This window comes from Kurthia populi (genome assembly GCF_042686175.1).
Lineage (GTDB): Bacteria > Bacillota > Bacilli > Bacillales_A > Planococcaceae > Kurthia > Kurthia populi.
Map to the genome: position 1 here is coordinate 29,051 of NZ_JBHUOR010000023.1, position 19,357 is coordinate 48,407.

The following is a 19,357-nucleotide window of genomic DNA, read 5'->3' on the forward strand; positions in this document are numbered from 1 at the left end:
GAGAGGAGAATGGATTTTGAAAAAATGGATGTCATGGGGTTCCGCATTAGCGGTCTCAGCAATGTTATTATCAGGCTGCGGTACAGCAGATCAGACAAATGACAAGGAAAAAACAACACAGTCAGCGCAGCAAAATGCGTACCCATTAACAGTGAAGGATGCGACAGGTAAAGAAATTAGCATTAAGCAAGAGCCTTCAAAAATTATTACCTTATCACCAAGCATTACGGAATCATTATTCGCACTTGACTTAGGAGATAAGGTGACAGGTGTTACAACGAATGATGATTATCCGAAAGAAGCGACTAAAAAAACAATGGTTGGCGATATGAATCCAAATATCGAAAAAATCATTTCGTTAGAACCTGATTTCGTGTTAATTGATGCGTCATCATTAGGTACGGCTGAAGCAGGTTTAGAGCAGCTACGTGATGCAGGAATCACTGTATTTGTTGTGCCAACAGCAAATTCATTTGATGAAACGTATGCCAATATCGAACTAATCGGTAAGGTGACAAATAAAGAAGCTGAAGCGAAAAAAATTGTTGCAGATATGCAGAAAAAAGTAGCGGATGTACAACAGAAAATTAAAGATGCCAATGTGAAAGAACGTTCTGTATTTGTCGAAACATCAGATGCACCAGACATTTATACAGCGGGCAATAACTCGTATATGCAAGAAATGTTCGACTTAATTGGTGCGAATAATATTGCTAAAGATGGCGGCGAAAATTGGTATAAAATCGACCCAGAAGCGATTGTAAAAGGCAACCCAGATGTCATTATCGTGAAGTATGATTACGTACCAAATATCATGAAGAAAATTAAAAAACGTGATGGCTTTGATACCATTACAGCGGTGAAAGAAGACCAAATTGTGCAAGTCGATGACAATTTAACAAGTCGTACAGGTCCACGTTTAGCAGATGGCTTAGAAGAAATCGCGAAAGCTGTCTATCCTGAGGCATTTAAATAATGAAAAAACATGTTGTCGGGTATACCGTATCCTTTGCGCTATTAGTTGTAGCGGCATGGTTTGCGATTAGTATTGGCTCGGTGAAGGTTCCACTATCTGTATTGTGGAATCCATCATCAGCGGATGCAGCCTCGGCAAATATTATATGGAAAATCCGCGTGCCACGTGTGATTTTAGCCGGTCTTGTAGGGGCAGCACTTGCTATGGCAGGTGCTGCCTTTCAAGGTTTATTGAAAAATCCACTGGCTGATCCATATACGCTGGGGGTTTCTTCTGGGGCATCGGTCGGAGCGGTGATGACAATTTTCTTCGGTATTTCGTCATCCGCGCTTGGCCTATACACATTACCGATTTTTAGTATGATTGGTGCAATGGTCGCAATGGTGTTAGTGCTTGGCTTTTCACGCCTTGTCGATCGTTCGATGAAAATGGAAACATTGATTTTAACAGGGATTATTATTAGTGCCTTTTTAAGCTCCGTTATTTCACTTATGATTGCACTAACTGGTGAGGAACTGCGTCAGATTTTAAACTGGCTCATGGGGAGCGTATCGATGCGTGGCTGGCCGTATATTAAAATGATTTGGCCATTTTTACTTGTTGGTGCCTTGATGCTATGGATGAATCGCAAGGAACTAAATGCCTTATTATTTGGCGAGGAGCGCGCGCATTATTTAGGGGTCAATGTGAAGCGCAGCAAGTGGATGATTTTAGTGGGCGGCTCGATTTTAACAGGCTGTGCCGTAGCGGTGTCAGGGACAATTGGCTTTGTTGGTTTAGTTGTACCGCATATGACACGTCTACTTTTCGGTGCAGATCATCGTCATTTACTACCGCTCTCAATTATTAATGGTGCCACGCTACTTATCGTCTGTGATTTAGTAGCGCGCACGATTATTGCACCATCCGAATTACCGATTGGCGTCATTACATCATTTATTGGTGCGCCAGTATTTGCTTATATTTTCTTTAGACAACGTAGAAAGGGGCGTTAAACATGTTAGAGATTCACGGCTTAACAGGGGGCTATGATAAAAAAGAAATTGTTCGAGATGTGAGCTTTTCATTACAGAAGGGGCGAATGCTCGGCATTTTAGGGCCAAATGGTAGCGGGAAATCGACGCTTTTAAAAATGATTAGTGGCATTTTACCGCTAACTGCCGGTGATATTTTAATCGATAACAAGCCTCGAACAAGCTACAAACAAAAGGAATTAGCTCGCAAGATGGCCGTGCTACCACAGCTTCATGCTCATGCTTTTTCCCATACCGTCGCGGAAACAGTCGCGCTTGGGCGTTACCCGCATCAAAGCGGCTTATTTTCACAGTGGTCAGCAGAAGATGAGGCAGCGACAACGGAGGCAATGACTCAAACGGGTGTCGCAAAGTACCGCGATGAGGAGCTGGAATATTTATCAGGCGGCGAGCAGCAACGGACCTTTATTGCACAGGCACTTGCCCAGCAGGCGGAGCTTTTACTGCTAGATGAGCCGACAAATCATTTAGATTTAGAACATCAACGTCAAATTATGGACATGCTAAAGCATGAGGTAGCAACGCGACAGTTAACGGTTGTGTCGATTTTTCATGATATGAATTTAGCGGCGTTGTACTGCGATGAGCTTCTATTACTAGAAAATGGACGCGTACGCGCATACGGTGCGCCTGCGGAAGTCTTGACTGAAGACGAGATTGCACAAGTGTATCATACGGCGGTCGCACGCTTTGCACATCCACAGCTAGCGACGCCGCAAATGGCACTGCTGCCGAATATTGAAATAGCACAAAATCGCGTGACGCTCGAGCAGTTCCGAGTGGAAAATGAATTTGTTCATTTAAAGGCTACAAAACCGCTTCGTACATTATCTGCGGCACTGCATAATCCGGGTTTTGGCTGGTTCCGTCATTTTTTAAATCGCACTGTCGATGCGCAGTATATGTGTGATGATGCACATGCAGAAATGAAAAATTATATTAAAAATCATCATTTACCAATTGAGCAAACCGTTGCGATGATGACAGCGGTAGATGTAAAGCATGCGGTGATTCGCCGTTATAAAGAGGAAGACCATGAAATCTTTGTGATGGTCACAGCCGGTGTCGGCAATGCTGTCGATGCGGCACGCGGCCATTTACATGCGGAGCCACAGCGTGTTGGCACGATTAATTTATGGGTCATTATCAATGGGGTATTAAGTGATGAATCATTCATGCAGGCGATGATGACGACCATTGAGACGAAAGTAAAGGCGATGCAAGATGGCGAAATTTATGATACCCAAACAGGGACGATTGCGACGGGAACATCAACAGATAGTGTGCTAATTGCTTCAACGCAAAGCGGGCAAAATTATGAGTATGCGGGAACGATTACAGACATCGGCAAATTAATTGGTCGTGGTGTGTATGAAACGATGATTATTGCGCTAGATGACTATAAGCGTGCGAAAGGGTGGATTCAATGATTTTGAATCATCTTATCGCCTGCGTTATCGGTGTAATCATCGACCGCATTTACGGTGAGCCACGCTATATAAAGCATCCTGTTATTTTAATTGGGAATTTCATTGCATGGTTAACGAAAAAGTTAAATCACGGCAATCAGCGTAAAGTAAAAGGAGCGATGGCAGCGGTGATGACGATTGTTGTGACGACGCTCATCGCTTTTTTCATTGTCTATGGTAGCTATCAGCTGCATGTATTTTTAGGTGTCGCAGCCGAAAGTATATTAATAGCACTTGGGCTTGCGCAGAAAAGCTTAAAGCAGGCGGCACACGATGTGTATGAACCACTCGTTGCCGGTGATTTAGACGAGGCGCGTACGAAGCTTGGCTGGATTGTCGGACGTGATACCAAGCATTTAGATGAAGCCAATATTACGCGAGGTGTTGTCGAAACCGTTTCTGAAAATACGAGTGATGGCGTGACAGCGCCGCTATTTTACGCCTTATTATTTGGGGCCACTGGTCTATGGTGCTACAAGGCCATTAACACATTAGATTCGATGATTGCCTATAAAAATAAGACATACAGAGACTTCGGATTTTTTGCGGCGAAGGTCGATGATATCGCCAACTTTATCCCAAGCCGAATTACTGGATTTTTACTATTAATTGTTACGAAAAATCATTATGGTTTACCGTTTAAAGAAAGATTCCAGAAGTGGCATGTGGACGCAAAAAAACATCCAAGTCCAAATAGTGGTTATTTAGAAGCGGCAACAGCCTATCAGCTAGGCATTCAATTAGGTGGCTTAAATTACTATGGTGGCATCGCTTCTCATCGTCAGGAGATGGGCGAGCCGCATGTTGTATTATCAGCAAAACATATTGATGAGGCGGTTGTACAAATGCAGGTGACAACAATGGCATTTTTATTGATTGGCATCATGATAGGAGGGATTTTCATTGTTACCTAATCACGGAGCAAATCCACAACAAGTATATGAGGCAATGAATTTGAAGGAACCTGATACGTTAATTGATTTCAGTGAAAATGTGAATCATTTACCGTTTCCGTTAAATTTAGATATCGAGAAACTACTGCCGGTCATTACGGCGTACCCCCATCCAGATGGCGAACCATTTTTAAGTGCAGTGGCGGCGTATCATGGGATTGAGAAGGAGGAGGTTTTACTTGGCAACGGCGCGGCAGAAATTTTTGCGCTGCTTGGGAATGTATTAGCAAATAAACGTGTGCTGGTCGTGCATCCGACCTTTTCTGAATACGAGGCGACGCTTGCACCGCATCATGTTGAATTTGAGCGTGTGCTTGTTGAGGACATCGCTACGTATCAACTACCGATGAAGACCTTACAGAAAAAAATTCCATATGCTTCCGCAATTTATTTATGCACCCCAAATAATCCGACTGGTGTGCTACCACCGCGTGAGGAGATTCAGCAAATGATTGACTGGGCACAGAGAACAGCGACACTTGTTGTGCTCGATGAAGCATTTTTAGATTGGATTGGGGAGGAGCACACATTTATTACAGATGCACCTAACTATGATCATGTGCTTGTCGTCCGGTCGATGACAAAAATGTATAAAATGCCGGGGTTACGTCTAGGCTATGCGGTAGGCAATGCATCGCTTATTCGCTCACTAGCACGATTTGCATCACACTGGCATATTAACGGTGTCGCAAGTGCGCTTGGTGCTGAAATGCTTAAATTACATAATTACCGAGAAAAATCAATTCGTGAAGTAGCGGTTTCACGTGAAACATTACGCACGTTTTTAGAGCGACAGGGCTGTGTTGTGACGAATAGCCAAACGAATTATATGAGTTTTCAGCTTGCGGAAGTTGAAAAAAGCGAGGCATTTTATCACTTTATGCTAGCGCGTGGGCTTGTGCTACGTCATTCGAAAAATTTCCGAGGAATGGATGGCTCATGGTTCCGCATTGGTATCAAGGCGCGCCCACAAATGGAAGCCTTTGAACAGGGGATGATTGCATGGAGCCAGCAGTAGCACCCCTTATTTTTATAACTGGTGGCGTGCGTAGCGGCAAAAGTCATTTTGCAGAAGCACTAACAAAGCAATTATGTAAGCCAACGCATCAACTCGTATACATTGCGACCGGTGTAGCATTTGATGATGAAATGGCGCGACGCATTGCGCATCATCAACAGCTTCGCGCTGGTGAGGGCTGGCAAACAATTGAGCATCCGACTAATTTTTCGACACTGCCACCACATATCCCAGACAATGCGGTTGTACTCTGGGACTGTGCGACGACATGGCTTGGCAATGAGTGCTATGACGATAATGCGTGGCAGGACCAAGCGAGGTTACAGGCTCGAATAGAAGCGATGAAGGAGGCTCTTTGGACACTTCGCAAAAGGGGCATTCCACTCGTCATCGTTTCAAATGAGATGCTTGATTCGCCGGTTCCACATTATGATGAAACGCGTGTCTATACGCAAACGCTTGGTGAATTGCATCAATGGTTTGTGGCGGAGGCAACGATTGCGATTGAAATGGAATATGGCTATAAAAAAATATGGAAAGGGGCAGACGTTTTTGAAAACTATTTTCGCTAGTGTATTGCTGACTTTTCAGTTTTTTACGATTGTGCCAGTAACTAAAAATATCGATTTGAATCATAAAACGGTAACGGGCATGTTTCAGTTTTTACCGTGGCTAGGTGCCTTTATGGGAGCGGTTGTTGCGCTCATTTTTGAAGGCTTGCAGCTAACAAATAGCAGTTCGCTTCTAATTGGCTTCCTGGTGGCGATGGCCTTTATTATTTGGACGGGTGGGCTTCACTTAGATGGCTTTACAGATATGGGCGACGCGTATTTTTCGTATCAGGATGTGAAGAAGCGTCAGGAAATTTTAGATGACCCGCGCGTTGGTGCCTTTGGTGCAATGGCGCTGTTATTTTTAGTGTTGACGAAGATTATCTTTTTGACAGAGCTCGTAACACAAGGCATCCTCGCAAGCTATTGGCTGATTTTCGTGCCTTTTTTAGCGCGCGCAGCACTCGGCTTTTACCTTGTATGGACGAAGCCATCAAAAGATAAGGGCATCGGCTTTTTCTTCCGCACACATATTCACTTGACGCAGTATTTACTGTTTACCGTAGTGTCATTACTTATCGGCACAGCGCTCATTACGTACTGGGCACACACATGGATTCCGGCAGTACTTGTCGGCATTACACTAATCGCTGTAGTGTTTTATAAAATGTGGACGAAGAAAAACTTTGGCGGAGCATCTGGTGATTTATACGGTGCATTCATCGAGGGAACGGAGGCGCTGTTATGGATTACGCTGTTGTGCTTGAGTTAGTACGTCATGCGAGAACGCCGGGGAATATCGCGCATCGCTATGTTGGCTGGACAGATGAATCGATTGCGGAGGCATCACTTCCTATTTTAAATGACACCGTTTCACAAGTGATTTGCAGTGATTTAAAACGTACAGTTGAAACGGCTGCGCAGTATTTTCCACAGGCGAAACCGTATTGTATTGCGGCATTTCGTGAAAGTCATTTTGGCGATTTTGAAATGAAAACGTATGAGCAATTAAAAAATAATGAGGCGTATCGCAACTGGATTAATAGGCCGGAGCAATTAGCGCCGCCAAATGGAGAAACACTGGTATCGCTTTATCGCCGCGTACGAGCGGGTATGGAACAACTAGAGGCGAAGCGGCATCAATATGCGGTGCTGCATGGTGGCACGATTCGTGCGATCCTTGTGCAATTTGGGCCAAAGCCAAGTGCCTTTTGGGATTGGCAAGTAGGGCATGACACACGCTTTGTACTCGCATGGGCGACGCGTCAGGCTTTTGAGGAGGGACAACGATGCACATCATTATCGGTGGCGCCTTTAATGGCAAACGAGCCTACGTCAAACAATTAATTGATGCGACGTGGTATGAGCGAGAACTACCTGAAAAGGTCGCGGGCAATATAGTTCTTGCTAACATAGAAGGAATTTTACAGGAACATCTCGAAGAAGAAGAGGAGCAAGTTGCGTCCGATATTGCTGAAAAAATCCGTTTACTCGATGCACAAAGCGACGAGTTGGTTGTCATTTTAACGGATATGGGACGCGGTGTTGTACCGCTTGAAAAAGAACAACGCCAACTACGTGATACATGTGGTCGATTGTATCAATTGCTTTTTAAAGAGGCGACGACGATTACGCGTATTTGGTATGGCATTCCAGAAATTTTAAAAAAGGGGCTGGCACAATGAACATTTATACACGTACAGGGGATAAAGGGAAAACGAGCATTATCGGAGGACGCGTTGATAAGGATGATTTCCGCGTAGAAGCATATGGCACAATTGATGAATTAAATGCGATTATCGGGAAGGCAATGACGGAATTAGACGCAGAAAAATTTAATGATTTATTAGATGATTTAGAAAAAATCCAAAATGAATTATTTGATGGTGGCGGCGATTTAGCGAATGTTATGAAAGAGCGCCATTATAAATTAGCAGACGAGCCGATTGAAGAGATGGAAGCGCGTATCGATGTGTTAATGAGCGAGGCACCAGAGCTTCAAAAATTTGTCTTGCCAGGGGGTTCACCAGCAGCAGCAACCTTACACATCGCACGCACAGTGACACGTCGCGCAGAGCGTCTGACAGTGACACTACTAAAAAATGCCGAAGAGGGCGATGTATCACCTGTTGTACAGCGCTATTTAAACCGTCTATCAGACTATTTATTCGCAGCAGCACTTGTTGTGAATGCACGTCTTGGTGTACCAAACAATGAGTATGTTCGTAGTGCAAATGTGTTTACGACTAGTAAGAAAAAGGACAAAAAGTAATATTACATGTAGATGTCGATGTACATCTATCCATAAAAGTAAAATTCATTTTGTAGTAAAATATTCCAATAAAACCACAAAAAAGATATAAGGTATCACATAACGTGCATACCTTATATCTTTTTTTAATATTGTTTTTAAAGAAAAATATGTATTTTTACGAAAAAATAAAACATATTGCGGAAAATTATTGACTGAGTGATGATTCATAAAGTAGAATATTACTAATTCCAAATGTAACCAAATGCTATACAAAAAGGAAAATCAGTCTTTAGGGGGGAAAAGGCATGAGTCCATTATTAATCGCGAACTGGATTTTGGCGATTCTAGTTATCGCGTATGGTGTGTATTTATTTGCATACCTAATTAAGACAAGAATCGAATTCATTAAGATGGGTAAGAAAGAGGAATTCGATCACAATGTGAAAGAGCGCCTGAATAAAATTTGGGTGTTTGTGTTTGGACAAAAGAAACTGTTGAAGGATAAGAAGAGTGGTATTCTTCACGTTATGATGTTCTACGGTTTCATTTTAGTTCAATTTGGTGCAATCGATTTTATCTGGAAAGGTTTAGCACCAGGATCACATTTACCTCTTGGACCGTTATATCCATATTTTACGTTCTTCCAAGAGCTCGTTACACTAATGATTTTAGTATCGGTAATCGGCGCATTCTACCGTCGATACATTGAAAAACTTGTTCGTTTAAAACGCGGTCTAAAAGCGGGGCTTGTGCTCATTTTTATCGGATCACTAATGGTTTCTGTATTAGTTGGTAACGGTATGGGCCTCATTTGGCACGGTGAAACGACTTGGGTATGGACGGAACCAGTTGCATCTGCAATTGCCGCAATATTCTCATTCTTACCACAAGCCGCAGCAATCACAGTATTTTATATTATGTGGTGGATTCACTTATTAGTGCTTCTAACATTCTTAGTATATGTTCCACAATCAAAACACGCGCACTTAATCGCAGGACCGGCGAATGTATATTTAAATCCATTAACGCCTCCAGGGAAGCTAAAACCAATCGACTTCAGCGCATTTGAAGAAGATGATGAGGCAGAAGGCGAAGAAGAAGTCGAAGCGTCATTTGGTGTTGGTAAAATTACCGATTTCACTGACTTACAGCTCGTCGACTTATACGCTTGTGTGGAATGTGGTCGTTGTACAAATATGTGTCCCGCAACAGGCACAGGTAAAATGTTATCACCAATGGATTTGATGACAAAATTACGTGACCACTTAACATTTACAGGCGCGGTACAAACACAGCAAAAGCCGTGGGTACCAAGCTTTATTTTCAACAATGCAAAAGGCAATCAATTAGCAGCTGCAGCGGGTGCTGAAGGTGCAGTAATTGAAGATATTTATAGCCCGTCATTAATCGGCGATGTTATCACAGAGGAAGAAATTTGGGCATGTACAACTTGCCGTAACTGTGAGGACCAATGTCCGGTAATGAACGAGCACGTAGAAAAAATTATCGACCTACGTCGTTACTTAACGATGACAGAAGGTAAAGTAAACTCGGATGCACAGCGCGCAATGAACAATATCGAGCGTCAAGGGAATCCATGGGGTATCAACCGTAAGCAAAAAGAAGAATGGCGCGAAGCTCGTCCAGAACTTCACATCCCAACTGTGAAAGAAGCTCAAAAAGCTGGCGAAGAATTTGAATACTTATTCTGGGTAGGGTCAATGGGATCATTCGATAACCGTTCACAAAAAATCGCCTTATCATTTGCTCATCTGTTAAATGAAGCAGGCGTGAAGTTCGCAATTTTAGGTAACAAAGAGAAAAACTCTGGTGATACACCACGTCGTTTAGGTAATGAGTTCTTATACCAAGAGCTTGTTGAAGCGAATATTAAAGAGTTTGATAAAGCAGAAGTGAAGAAGATTATTACAATCGATCCACATGCGTATAACACATTCAAAAACGAGTACTCTGACTTCGGCTGGAGTGGTGAAGTTTATCACCATACAGAGTTCTTATTCAAATTATTACAAGAAGGTCGTATTAAGCCGCAACATGCAGTAAACGAAAAAATCGTTTTCCATGATTCATGTTACTTAGGCCGTTACAACAATGTATACGATGCACCGCGTGAAATCTTAAAAGCGATTCCAGGTGTAGAGCTTGTTGAAATGGAACGTAATCGTGACGAGGCAATGTGCTGTGGCGCTGGTGGTGGGCTGATGTGGATGGAAGAGCATGTCGGCAACCGTATCAATGTCGCGCGTACAGAGCAAGCACTTGCAACAAATCCAACGGTAATTTCAGCTGGTTGTCCATATTGCTTAACGATGTTATCAGATGGTACGAAGGCGAAAGAGGTAGAGGATTCTGTTGGCACATACGACGTAGCAGAATTACTAGAAAAATCGATTTTCGGTGATGCACCACCTGCTGCTGAAGAACCTGTAGCAGCGGGCGTAGAAGAAGCAAGTTTATCAAATTAATCGTTAGGAAAAACGTGGGATTCCGCGTTTTTCTTCTGTCCGTTTCATGATTTAGGTCCAACTTTATTCTAAGTAAAGAGGTGTTGAATAGTGAAATCAGTCATTGTAGCAGGAGCAAGAACACCATTCGGTAAATTCGGAGGTGCACTTAGTAGTTTAACGGCGAGCGACTTAGGTGGTATCGCCATTAAAGGTGCACTTGAGCAAACGAATATTAAACCGGAAGAAGTCGACGAAGTAATCGTGGGGACGGTACTTCAAGCGGGGCAAGGTCAAATCCCGTCACGACAAGCAGCGCACAAAGCAGGCATTCCGTATACGGTAAAGACCGAGACAATCAACAAAGTGTGTGCGTCAGGTCTACGCAGTATTACGTTAGCAGACCAACTGATTCGCTTAGGTGACGAGCGCATTATCGTTGCTGGTGGTATGGAGTCGATGTCCAATGCACCGTACTACTTACCGCAAGGACGCTGGGGATTACGTATGGGAGATGGCAAGCTAGTCGATGGCGTGCTTCACGATGGCCTAACCTGTGCATTCCATCCGGATCATGTGCATATGGGTGTTTACGGCAATGAAACAGCAGATAAGTTTACGATTACGCGCGAGCAGCAAGATGCATTTGCCGCGCGTAGTCAGCAGCTTGCTGTGAAGTCGATTGAGGCCGGTATTTTCGCGGAAGAAATCGTTCCTGTAACGATTCCACAGCGTAAGGGTGAGCCCGTCGTTGTCGATACAGACGAAGCACCACGTAAAGGGACAACAGCGGAGTCACTGGCAAAGCTGAAGCCCGCATTTGGCAAGGATGGCACAGTGACAGCCGGCAATGCACCAGGGATTAACGATGGTGCAGCAGCCGTTGTCGTTGTCGCAGAGGACGAGGCACAAAAGCGAGGGCTTGAACCATTAGCAACTGTTATTGGTCATGCAGAAATCGCAATTGAGCCGGAGCGCTTCCCAGAAACACCGGGCCTAATCATTGAAACAATTCTTAAAAAGACAGGCAAGACATTAGAAGATATTGCATTATTTGAACTAAATGAAGCCTTCTCAGTCGTGGCATTAACAGCGAATAAACTTGCTGGTCTCGACCCTGAAAAGGTGAATGTCAATGGAGGCGCAGTTGCGCTTGGGCATCCAATTGGCGCTAGTGGAGCGCGCATCGTGCTAACACTCGCAAAAGAATTAAAGCGTCGCGGTGGCGGTATCGGCATCGCAGCGATTTGTTCGGGTGGCGGACAAGGAGACGCCATCATGATTGAAGTAGCACCATAGATTTGTGTTCGAGCTTGCATTGAAGATTAAGGTTAGAACACGCTGCAAAATTAGTTATTTAGAAATAGGGGGAAAACAACATGCAATTCAAATTATCAGATGAACACGAAATGTTACGTAAGATGGTACGCGACTTCGCCGTAAATGAAGTGGCACCAACAGCAGCAGAGCGCGACGAAGAAGCACGTTTTGATTGCGAGATTTTCGATAAGATGGCAGAGCTTGGCTTAACAGGTATTCCATGGCCTGAAGAGTACGGTGGTGCAGGTATGGACTTTTTAGCATACTGTATCGCAGTTGAAGAGTTAGCACGCGTTTGTGGCTCAACAGCTGTTACGTTATCAGCTCATACATCATTAGCAGGTTGGCCTGTTTTCAAATTTGGTACTGAAGAGCAAAAGCAAAAATACTTACGCCCGATGGCTGAAGGTGCAAAAATTGGCGCGTATTGCTTAACAGAATCAGGTTCAGGTAGTGATGCAGGTGGTATGAAAACAATCGCAACGAAAGATGGCGATGACTATATCTTAAATGGCTCGAAAATCTTCATCACAAACGGTGGGGTAGCAGATATTTATATCGTAATTGCACTACTAGACCCGAAAGACCGTCGTAGTACAACAGCATTCATCGTTGAATCTGATTTCGAAGGCTTCAAAGTAGGGAAAGAAGAGCACAAAATGGGTATTCGTGCATCTGCTACTACGGAAATCATCTTCGAAAACTGCCGTGTGCCAAAAGAAAATATTCTTGGCGCTGAAGGTGAAGGATTCAAAGTTGCAATGAAAACATTAGATGGCGGCCGTAACGGTATCGCAGCACAAGCTGTTGGTATCGCACAAGGCGCACTTGATGCAGCAGTAGAATATGCTGGTCAACGTGTTCAATTTGGTAAACCAATTTCTGCAAACCAAGGCATTAGCTTTAAACTAGCAGATATGGCGACAGCAATCGAAGCTTCTCGTCTATTAACTTACCAAGCAGCGTGGTTAGAAACGGAAGGACTACCATACGGTCAAGCGTCAGCAATGGCGAAATTGATGGCTGGGGATACAGCAATGAACGTAACGACTGAAGCGGTTCAAGTATTCGGTGGCTACGGGTATACAAAAGAATATCCTGTGGAACGTTTCATGCGTGATGCAAAAATCACTCAAATTTATGAAGGTACACAAGAAATTCAACGTATGGTTATTGCGCGTGGTTTAGAAAATACGCGTCCATTACAAAAAGCATAATTTTGATAGTACAGATATGATTCATGTTGAGGCTATTCGTTAGTTGTATTCGATCCTATAGAGAACATTTTCTATAAAGAGAGGACGCATCAGCGGGTAGTCTCTTTTTTTACTAAAAGGGGGAGTTCTATTATGGAAGCAACGGTATACCAAGCGAAAAATGCATTACGTTTTGTGACAGCATCAAGTTTATTCGATGGGCATGACGCCACAATTAATATTATGCGTCGTATTTTGCAAGCAAGCGGTGCAGAAGTAATTCACCTAGGGCATAATCGTTCTGTAGAAGAAATTGTCGATGCAGCGATTCAAGAGGACGCACAAGGGATTGCGGTCTCTTCTTATCAAGGTGGTCACGTCGAATACTTTAAATATATTTATGACCTACTGAAAGAAAAAGGCGCTGAGCATATTCAAATCTTTGGCGGAGGTGGCGGGGTTATTTTACCGTCCGAGGCGAAGGAGCTTCACGCATATGGTGTCAATCATCTGTTCTCACCAGAGGATGGGCGCACATTAGGCCTTCAAGGTATGATTAATTTAATGCTTGAAAACAGTGATTTCAAAACGGTTGAGCAAGAAGATATGTCCCTGCTTGATGCTATGTCACCAGATAATCAACTAGCGCTTGCAAAGGCGATTACGATTGCTGAAAATAAAGCGTCTGAGGAATTTATGGCGGAGGCACGCAAACGTTCAAAAAACACACCAGTTTTAGGTATTACAGGTACAGGTGGTGCAGGTAAGAGCTCTCTCACAGATGAATTAATTCGTCGCTTCTTACAAGAACTACCAGATGTACGTATTGCGATTGTGTCGATTGACCCGACAAAGCAAAAAACAGGCGGAGCATTACTTGGTGACCGTATTCGCATGAATGCTATTTTTAATAATCGTATTTATATGCGCTCACTGGCAACGCGTGAGTCGCACTCAGAGATTTCAGACAATCTCGATGATGTACTAGACGTAGTGAAGGCAGCAGGCTTTGATTTAATTATCGTAGAAACAAGCGGTATTGGTCAGGGGGATGCGGCCATTACAAAAGTATCGGATCTATCGATGTATGTAATGACGAGTGAATTTGGTGCGCCAACACAGCTAGAAAAAATCGATATGATTGATTTTGCCGATTTGATTGTCATCAATAAATTTGAGCGTAAAGGGTCAGAGGATGCGATGACGCATGTGAAAAAACAATATCAGCGTAGTCATAATCGCTTCAATGAATCACCAGACGATATGCCCGTCTATGGTACAATTGCGAGTCAATTTAACGACAAGGGAACGAACTCATTATTTGCGGCACTGTTGCATGTGCTACGTGATAAAGCAGGTCTTAACTGGGAAACATCTTATAGTGAATTTGTAAAAACGCAAAAGGACCATGTTATTATCCCGAATGACCGCCGCTATTATTTACGTGAAATTACCGATACGGTACGTGGCTACAAAAAAACAACCGCACAGCAGGTCGATATTGCGCGTAAAATCTTCCAGCTAGAGGGTGCGATTTCATTAGTGGATGATGCACCGACACAAGCGATTTTAACGGAAAAATTGAAAGCGCTTCAAATTGAACTGACACCACAATCGAAGAAGATTTTAGATAACTGGGAGGCGCTAAAAGAAAGCTACTCAGGGGATGTTATGGTGACAAAAGTACGTGATAAGGAAATTCGCACGATTTTAGTGAGCGAGTCTTTATCGGGTACAAAAATTCCGAAAATCGTCCTACCAAAAATGAAGGACTACGGCGAAATTTTACAGTTTGCGTATAGCGAAAACGTACCAGGCTCGTTCCCCTATACAGCAGGCGTATTCCCATTCAAGCGTCAGGGAGAAGATCCAAAACGTCAATTTGCAGGTGAAGGCACACCAGAGCGTACGAATAAACGCTTCCACTATTTATCAGCGGGCGATGATGCCAAACGTTTATCAACGGCCTTTGACTCGGTGACCCTTTACGGTGAGGACCCGAATGAGCGACCAGATATTTACGGGAAAATTGGTGAATCAGGCGTGAGTGTTTGTACGCTAGAGGATATGAAAAAGCTGTATGCCGGTTTTGATTTATGTGCACCGTCAACATCGGTATCGATGACAATTAACGGACCAGCGCCGATTATTTTAGCGATGTTTTTAAATACGGCGATTGATCAGCAGGTGACGCAGAAGGAAGCAGAGCTTGGACGTGAGCTTACAGAAGAAGAACATGCAGCGGTAAAAGCAGAAACCTTACATGTCGTGCGTGGTACGGTACAGGCGGATATTTTAAAAGAAGACCAAGGGCAAAATACATGTATTTTCTCAACAGAGTTTGCACTACGTATGATGGGCGATATTCAGCAATACTTCATCGACCATGATGTACGTAATTATTACTCAGTGTCGATTTCTGGCTACCATATTGCAGAAGCAGGTGCGAATCCAATTTCACAACTAGCGTTCACGTTATCAAATGGCTTCACATTTGTGGAATACTATTTAAGCCGTGGTATGAATATTGATGACTTTGCGCCGAATCTATCGTTCTTCTTCTCAAATGGCTTAGACCCAGAATATACAGTGATTGGCCGTGTGGCACGTCGTATTTGGGCAGTTGCGATGCGTGATAAATACGGTGCGAATGAGCGTAGTCAAAAATTAAAATATCATGTACAAACGTCAGGTCGTAGCCTCCATGCACAGGAAATTGATTTTAATGATATTCGTACGACGCTGCAAGCATTAATGGCACTGCAAGATCAATGTAATTCACTGCATACAAACGCATACGATGAAGCGATTACAACACCGACTGAAGAGTCTGTTCGCCGCGCGATGGCCATTCAGTTAATTATTACGAAAGAGCATGGCCTCTCAAAAAATGAAAATCCTTTACAAGGCTCCTATATTATTGATGAGTTAACGACATTAGTAGAAGAAGCGGTACTTGCAGAATTTGACCGTATTGATGACCGTGGTGGCGTGCTTGGCGCAATGGAGACGCAGTATCAGCGTGCAAAAATTCAAGAAGAATCAATGTACTATGAGCATTTGAAACATTCTGGTGAGCTACCAATTATCGGTGTGAACACGTACTTAAATCCAAATGCCAATGATGAAGAATTATTCGATAATATGGAGATTGCGCGTGCATCGACAGAAGAAAAAACAACGCAAATTGTGAACTTACGTAAATTCCAAGCGAAGCATGAAGGGAAATCTGCTGAAATGCTGAAACGTCTGCAAGAAGTTGCGAAATCAGGAAATAATATTTTTGATGAGTTAATGGAGACGGTTAAATACGCAAGTTTGGGACAAATCACAAATGCTTTATATGAAGTTGGCGGTAAATATCGTCGAAATATGTAATAAAAGAAGGTTCATAGACGTGTTTTTATGGTTTTTTCTGTATAATATAGGGAAAAGCTATGCTGAGGAGCACCAAGGTATATGGAGAGAATCATACACTATTTAATTATAATCGCTTGCGCCATTGCGACGTATTTGTTGTATAATAAACAATTGGGCGCGATTCCACTTTTAATTTTAGCCCTATATTTATTTTACTACGTTTATCGTAGTGTCAAACGTCAGAAAAAAGACAATTGAATGTGGCGTAACAGAGCACAATATGTATATAATAATTAGTATGTTTAAGTAGAGAAAGGACGTGCACGAATTGAACCTTCGTGATTTAACATCAGAACAATTAACTCAAGAATCATTAATTAACTTAGCACATCGTATTTTAGTTGAAAAAGGCCAAGCGATTCCATTTAACGAAATTACTGACCAAATTATTGCTTTAGGCGCGCGTACAGAAGCGCAACTAAAAGATGCAATCGTACAATTCTATACAGATATGAACATCGACGGTCGTTTCCTAGTATTAGGTGAAAGCCGCTGGGGTCTACGTGAATGGTACGCAATTGACCAAGTTGAAGAAGAAACTGCTCCAACTGTAAAAGTTCACGAACATGAAGACGAAGAAATTGATTTAGAAATCGACAAAGAGGACGACGAAGAATTAGTGTTAGAAGATAACGAAAATGACTTCGACGATGAATCAGATGACGATCTTGATCGCGATTTAAACGAAGACGAAGAGGACGACGAATTAGCTGGCCTTGACGTTGTTGAAGAAGACATCGATTTAGACGATGAAGACGATTTAGACTACGAAGACGAAGAGGACGAAGACGAAAAATAATCTTCACTCTTGACATTAAATAACAAAACGTTTAACCTTTTATATGGGCTCCTTAAAAAAGGAGTATGACCGTGTAAATTTACGCTCCCCCTGCAATTAGTTGCGGGCGGAGCGTTTTTTTGTTTTTTCTAAAGGTATTTTTAGTGCTTTGGGAAAGAAAGAATTACTGAGGAGGAATTATTTTGACTAAATATATTTTCGTAACAGGCGGCGTTGTATCATCACTTGGTAAAGGGATCACTGCAGCATCACTTGGCCGTTTATTAAAAAACCGTGGCCTAGAAATCACAACACAAAAATTTGACCCGTACATCAATATTGACCCAGGGACAATGAGCCCGTATCAACATGGGGAAGTATTCGTTACAGATGACGGCGCAGAAACGGACTTAGACTTAGGTCACTATGAACGTTTCATCGACATTAACTTAGGCAAACATTCAACGGTCACTTCTGGTCGCGTATACGCCTCAGTATTACGTAAAGAACGTCGCGGTGATTACAATGGTGGTACGGTACAAGTTATTCCTCATATCACAAATGAAATCAAAGACCGTATCCAACGCGCAGGCCGTGAAACAAACGCGGATGTCGTGATTACGGAAATCGGCGGGACGGTTGGTGATATCGAATCACTACCATTTTTAGAAGCAATTCGCCAATTAAAACGTGATCTAGGTAGTGACAACGTGCTTTACCTACACTGTACACTTGTACCGTATATCGCAGCGTCAGGCGAATTAAAAACAAAACCAACACAGCACTCAGTAAAAGAATTACGTTCGTTAGGGATTCAACCAAACGTACTAGTATTACGTTCGGACCGTCCAGTACCACAGGGCATGAAAGATAAAATCGCGTTATTCTGTGACGTCGAATCAAATGAAGTCGTGGAATGTGTCGATGCAGAAAGCTTGTACGATATTCCATTAGCACTTCAAGCACAAGGGTTAGATTCAATCGTACTTGACCACTTCGGTATCCAAGCACCAGCTGCTGATATGACCGAATGGAAAGCACTTGTGGAACGCGTGAAAAACCTTTCGAAAACAACAAAAATCGCACTTGTTGGGAAATATGTTGAGCTGCAAGATGCGTACATCTCTGTAGCAGAAGCATTAAAGCACGCAGGCTACGCGCATGATACCGATATCGATATCGACTGGATCAATGCGGAACACATCAACGCTGAAAATGTGAACGAATTACTGTCAGATGTAGACGGCATCCTTGTACCAGGTGGCTTCGGTGACCGTGGTGTCGAAGGGAAAATTGAAGCAATTAAATTTGCGCGTGAAAACAATGTACCATTCTTAGGTATTTGTTTAGGGATGCAAATGGCGGCCGTTGAATTTGCACGAAATGTTCTAGGCTTAGAAGGCGCGCACTCAACCGAATTGGCTGAAACGCAATACCCAATCATCGACTTATTACCAGACCAAGAAGACGTAGAAGATCTTGGCGGTACATTACGTCTTGGCTTATACCCATGTAAATTAAAAGAAGGCTCTCGCGCACGTGAAATCTACGCAGAAGATTTAGTGTACGAACGTCACCGTCACCGCTATGAATTCAATAATGAATACCGTGAAGCAATGGAAGCAGCTGGTCTTGTCTTCTCAGGCTTATCACCAGATGGCCGTTTAGCAGAAATCATTGAGCTACCAGAAAAAGACTTCTTCGTGGCGGCACAATTCCACCCAGAATTCGTGTCACGTCCACAACGTCCACAACCGTTATTCCGTGACTTCATTGGTGCTTCTGTAAAATAATCGGTACTAGTAAATGAGGACTACCTCTTGAGGAGTCCTCATTTTTTTCACCTATTCTATATTTAAATAGTGAAATATAGTGAAAAAGTGTTAAAGCAATGAAGGAAATACAGACCATAGAGATAGGTGT

At 43.0% G+C, this 19,357-nt stretch carries 16 protein-coding genes; all 16 read left to right on the forward strand.

Annotated elements, in window-relative coordinates:
• Window positions 1-16: 16 nt before the first annotated feature.
• Window positions 17-976: an ABC transporter substrate-binding protein gene (locus tag ACFSY7_RS04110; protein ID WP_020189062.1), complete on the forward strand. Its 960-nt coding sequence runs from the start codon at window positions 17-19 to the stop codon at window positions 974-976.
• A complete protein-coding gene (locus ACFSY7_RS04115; protein WP_126990954.1) occupies window positions 976-1,971 on the forward strand; it encodes a FecCD family ABC transporter permease in 996 nt (331 codons plus the stop codon). The genes ACFSY7_RS04110 and ACFSY7_RS04115 overlap by 1 nt, the downstream gene beginning before the upstream one ends.
• 2 nt (window positions 1,972-1,973) lie before the next feature.
• Window positions 1,974-3,440: an adenosylcobinamide amidohydrolase gene (locus ACFSY7_RS04120; protein WP_380146953.1), complete on the forward strand. Its 1,467-nt coding sequence runs from the start codon at window positions 1,974-1,976 to the stop codon at window positions 3,438-3,440.
• A complete protein-coding gene (cbiB, locus tag ACFSY7_RS04125) occupies window positions 3,437-4,393 on the forward strand; it encodes an adenosylcobinamide-phosphate synthase CbiB (RefSeq protein ID WP_380146954.1) in 957 nt (318 codons plus the stop codon). The genes ACFSY7_RS04120 and cbiB overlap by 4 nt, the downstream gene beginning before the upstream one ends.
• Window positions 4,383-5,450 carry a pyridoxal phosphate-dependent aminotransferase gene (locus ACFSY7_RS04130; RefSeq protein ID WP_380146955.1) on the forward strand — a complete coding sequence of 356 codons (1,068 nt, stop codon included), beginning with the start codon at window positions 4,383-4,385 and terminating at the stop codon, window positions 5,448-5,450. The genes cbiB and ACFSY7_RS04130 overlap by 11 nt, the downstream gene beginning before the upstream one ends.
• Entirely contained in the window at window positions 5,435-6,022 is a 588-nt protein-coding gene (locus ACFSY7_RS04135; protein WP_380146956.1) for a bifunctional adenosylcobinamide kinase/adenosylcobinamide-phosphate guanylyltransferase, read from the forward strand. Before ACFSY7_RS04130 ends, ACFSY7_RS04135 begins: the two co-directional genes overlap by 16 nt.
• Window positions 6,003-6,773, forward strand: coding sequence for an adenosylcobinamide-GDP ribazoletransferase (gene cobS, locus ACFSY7_RS04140; protein ID WP_380146957.1), 771 nt, complete (start codon window positions 6,003-6,005; stop codon window positions 6,771-6,773). Before ACFSY7_RS04135 ends, cobS begins: the two co-directional genes overlap by 20 nt.
• Complete coding sequence (locus ACFSY7_RS04145; protein ID WP_380146959.1) at window positions 6,746-7,348, forward strand: histidine phosphatase family protein; 603 nt, start codon at window positions 6,746-6,748, stop codon at window positions 7,346-7,348. Before cobS ends, ACFSY7_RS04145 begins: the two co-directional genes overlap by 28 nt.
• Window positions 7,291-7,686: a bifunctional adenosylcobinamide kinase/adenosylcobinamide-phosphate guanylyltransferase gene (locus ACFSY7_RS04150; RefSeq protein ID WP_380146960.1), complete on the forward strand. Its 396-nt coding sequence runs from the start codon at window positions 7,291-7,293 to the stop codon at window positions 7,684-7,686. The genes ACFSY7_RS04145 and ACFSY7_RS04150 overlap by 58 nt, the downstream gene beginning before the upstream one ends.
• Window positions 7,683-8,273 (forward strand): cob(I)yrinic acid a,c-diamide adenosyltransferase, encoded by a 591-nt coding sequence (locus tag ACFSY7_RS04155; RefSeq protein WP_380146961.1) that lies wholly within the window; start codon window positions 7,683-7,685, stop codon window positions 8,271-8,273. The genes ACFSY7_RS04150 and ACFSY7_RS04155 overlap by 4 nt, the downstream gene beginning before the upstream one ends.
• 287 nt (window positions 8,274-8,560) lie before the next feature.
• On the forward strand, window positions 8,561-10,741 hold the full coding sequence (locus ACFSY7_RS04160; RefSeq protein WP_380146962.1) for a (Fe-S)-binding protein: 2,181 nt from the start codon (window positions 8,561-8,563) through the stop codon (window positions 10,739-10,741).
• 87 nt (window positions 10,742-10,828) lie between these two features.
• Entirely contained in the window at window positions 10,829-12,019 is a 1,191-nt protein-coding gene (locus tag ACFSY7_RS04165) for an acetyl-CoA C-acetyltransferase (protein WP_044527189.1), read from the forward strand.
• Window positions 12,020-12,099: 80 nt separating this feature from the next.
• Window positions 12,100-13,257 (forward strand): acyl-CoA dehydrogenase, encoded by a 1,158-nt coding sequence (locus ACFSY7_RS04170; protein ID WP_380146963.1) that lies wholly within the window; start codon window positions 12,100-12,102, stop codon window positions 13,255-13,257.
• Window positions 13,258-13,389: 132 nt separating this feature from the next.
• Entirely contained in the window at window positions 13,390-16,614 is a 3,225-nt protein-coding gene (icmF, locus tag ACFSY7_RS04175; RefSeq protein ID WP_380146964.1) for a fused isobutyryl-CoA mutase/GTPase IcmF, read from the forward strand.
• A gap of 310 nt (window positions 16,615-16,924) precedes the next feature.
• Entirely contained in the window at window positions 16,925-17,455 is a 531-nt protein-coding gene (rpoE, locus tag ACFSY7_RS04180) for a DNA-directed RNA polymerase subunit delta (RefSeq protein ID WP_380146965.1), read from the forward strand.
• A gap of 182 nt (window positions 17,456-17,637) precedes the next feature.
• The gene (locus ACFSY7_RS04185) at window positions 17,638-19,227 is read left to right on the forward strand and encodes a CTP synthase (protein ID WP_020189076.1); all 1,590 of its coding nucleotides are present in this window, start codon (window positions 17,638-17,640) and stop codon (window positions 19,225-19,227) included.
• Window positions 19,228-19,357 lie beyond the last annotated feature (130 nt).

Excerpts from the sequence above, each read along its gene's own strand:
- ACFSY7_RS04115 (WP_126990954.1), top strand. The coding sequence starts at position 976 with ATGAAAAAACATGTTGTCGGGTATACCGTATCCTTTGCGCTATTAGTT.
- ACFSY7_RS04120 (WP_380146953.1), top strand. The coding sequence starts at position 1,974 with ATGTTAGAGATTCACGGCTTAACAGGGGGCTATGATAAAAAAGAAATT.
- cbiB (WP_380146954.1), top strand. The coding sequence starts at position 3,437 with ATGATTTTGAATCATCTTATCGCCTGCGTTATCGGTGTAATCATCGAC.
- ACFSY7_RS04135 (WP_380146956.1), top strand. The coding sequence starts at position 5,435 with ATGGAGCCAGCAGTAGCACCCCTTATTTTTATAACTGGTGGCGTGCGT.
- ACFSY7_RS04145 (WP_380146959.1), top strand. The coding sequence starts at position 6,746 with ATGGATTACGCTGTTGTGCTTGAGTTAGTACGTCATGCGAGAACGCCG.
- ACFSY7_RS04150 (WP_380146960.1), top strand. The coding sequence starts at position 7,291 with ATGCACATCATTATCGGTGGCGCCTTTAATGGCAAACGAGCCTACGTC.
- ACFSY7_RS04155 (WP_380146961.1), top strand. The coding sequence starts at position 7,683 with ATGAACATTTATACACGTACAGGGGATAAAGGGAAAACGAGCATTATC.
- ACFSY7_RS04160 (WP_380146962.1), top strand. The coding sequence starts at position 8,561 with ATGAGTCCATTATTAATCGCGAACTGGATTTTGGCGATTCTAGTTATC.
- ACFSY7_RS04170 (WP_380146963.1), top strand. The coding sequence starts at position 12,100 with ATGCAATTCAAATTATCAGATGAACACGAAATGTTACGTAAGATGGTA.
- icmF (WP_380146964.1), top strand. The coding sequence starts at position 13,390 with ATGGAAGCAACGGTATACCAAGCGAAAAATGCATTACGTTTTGTGACA.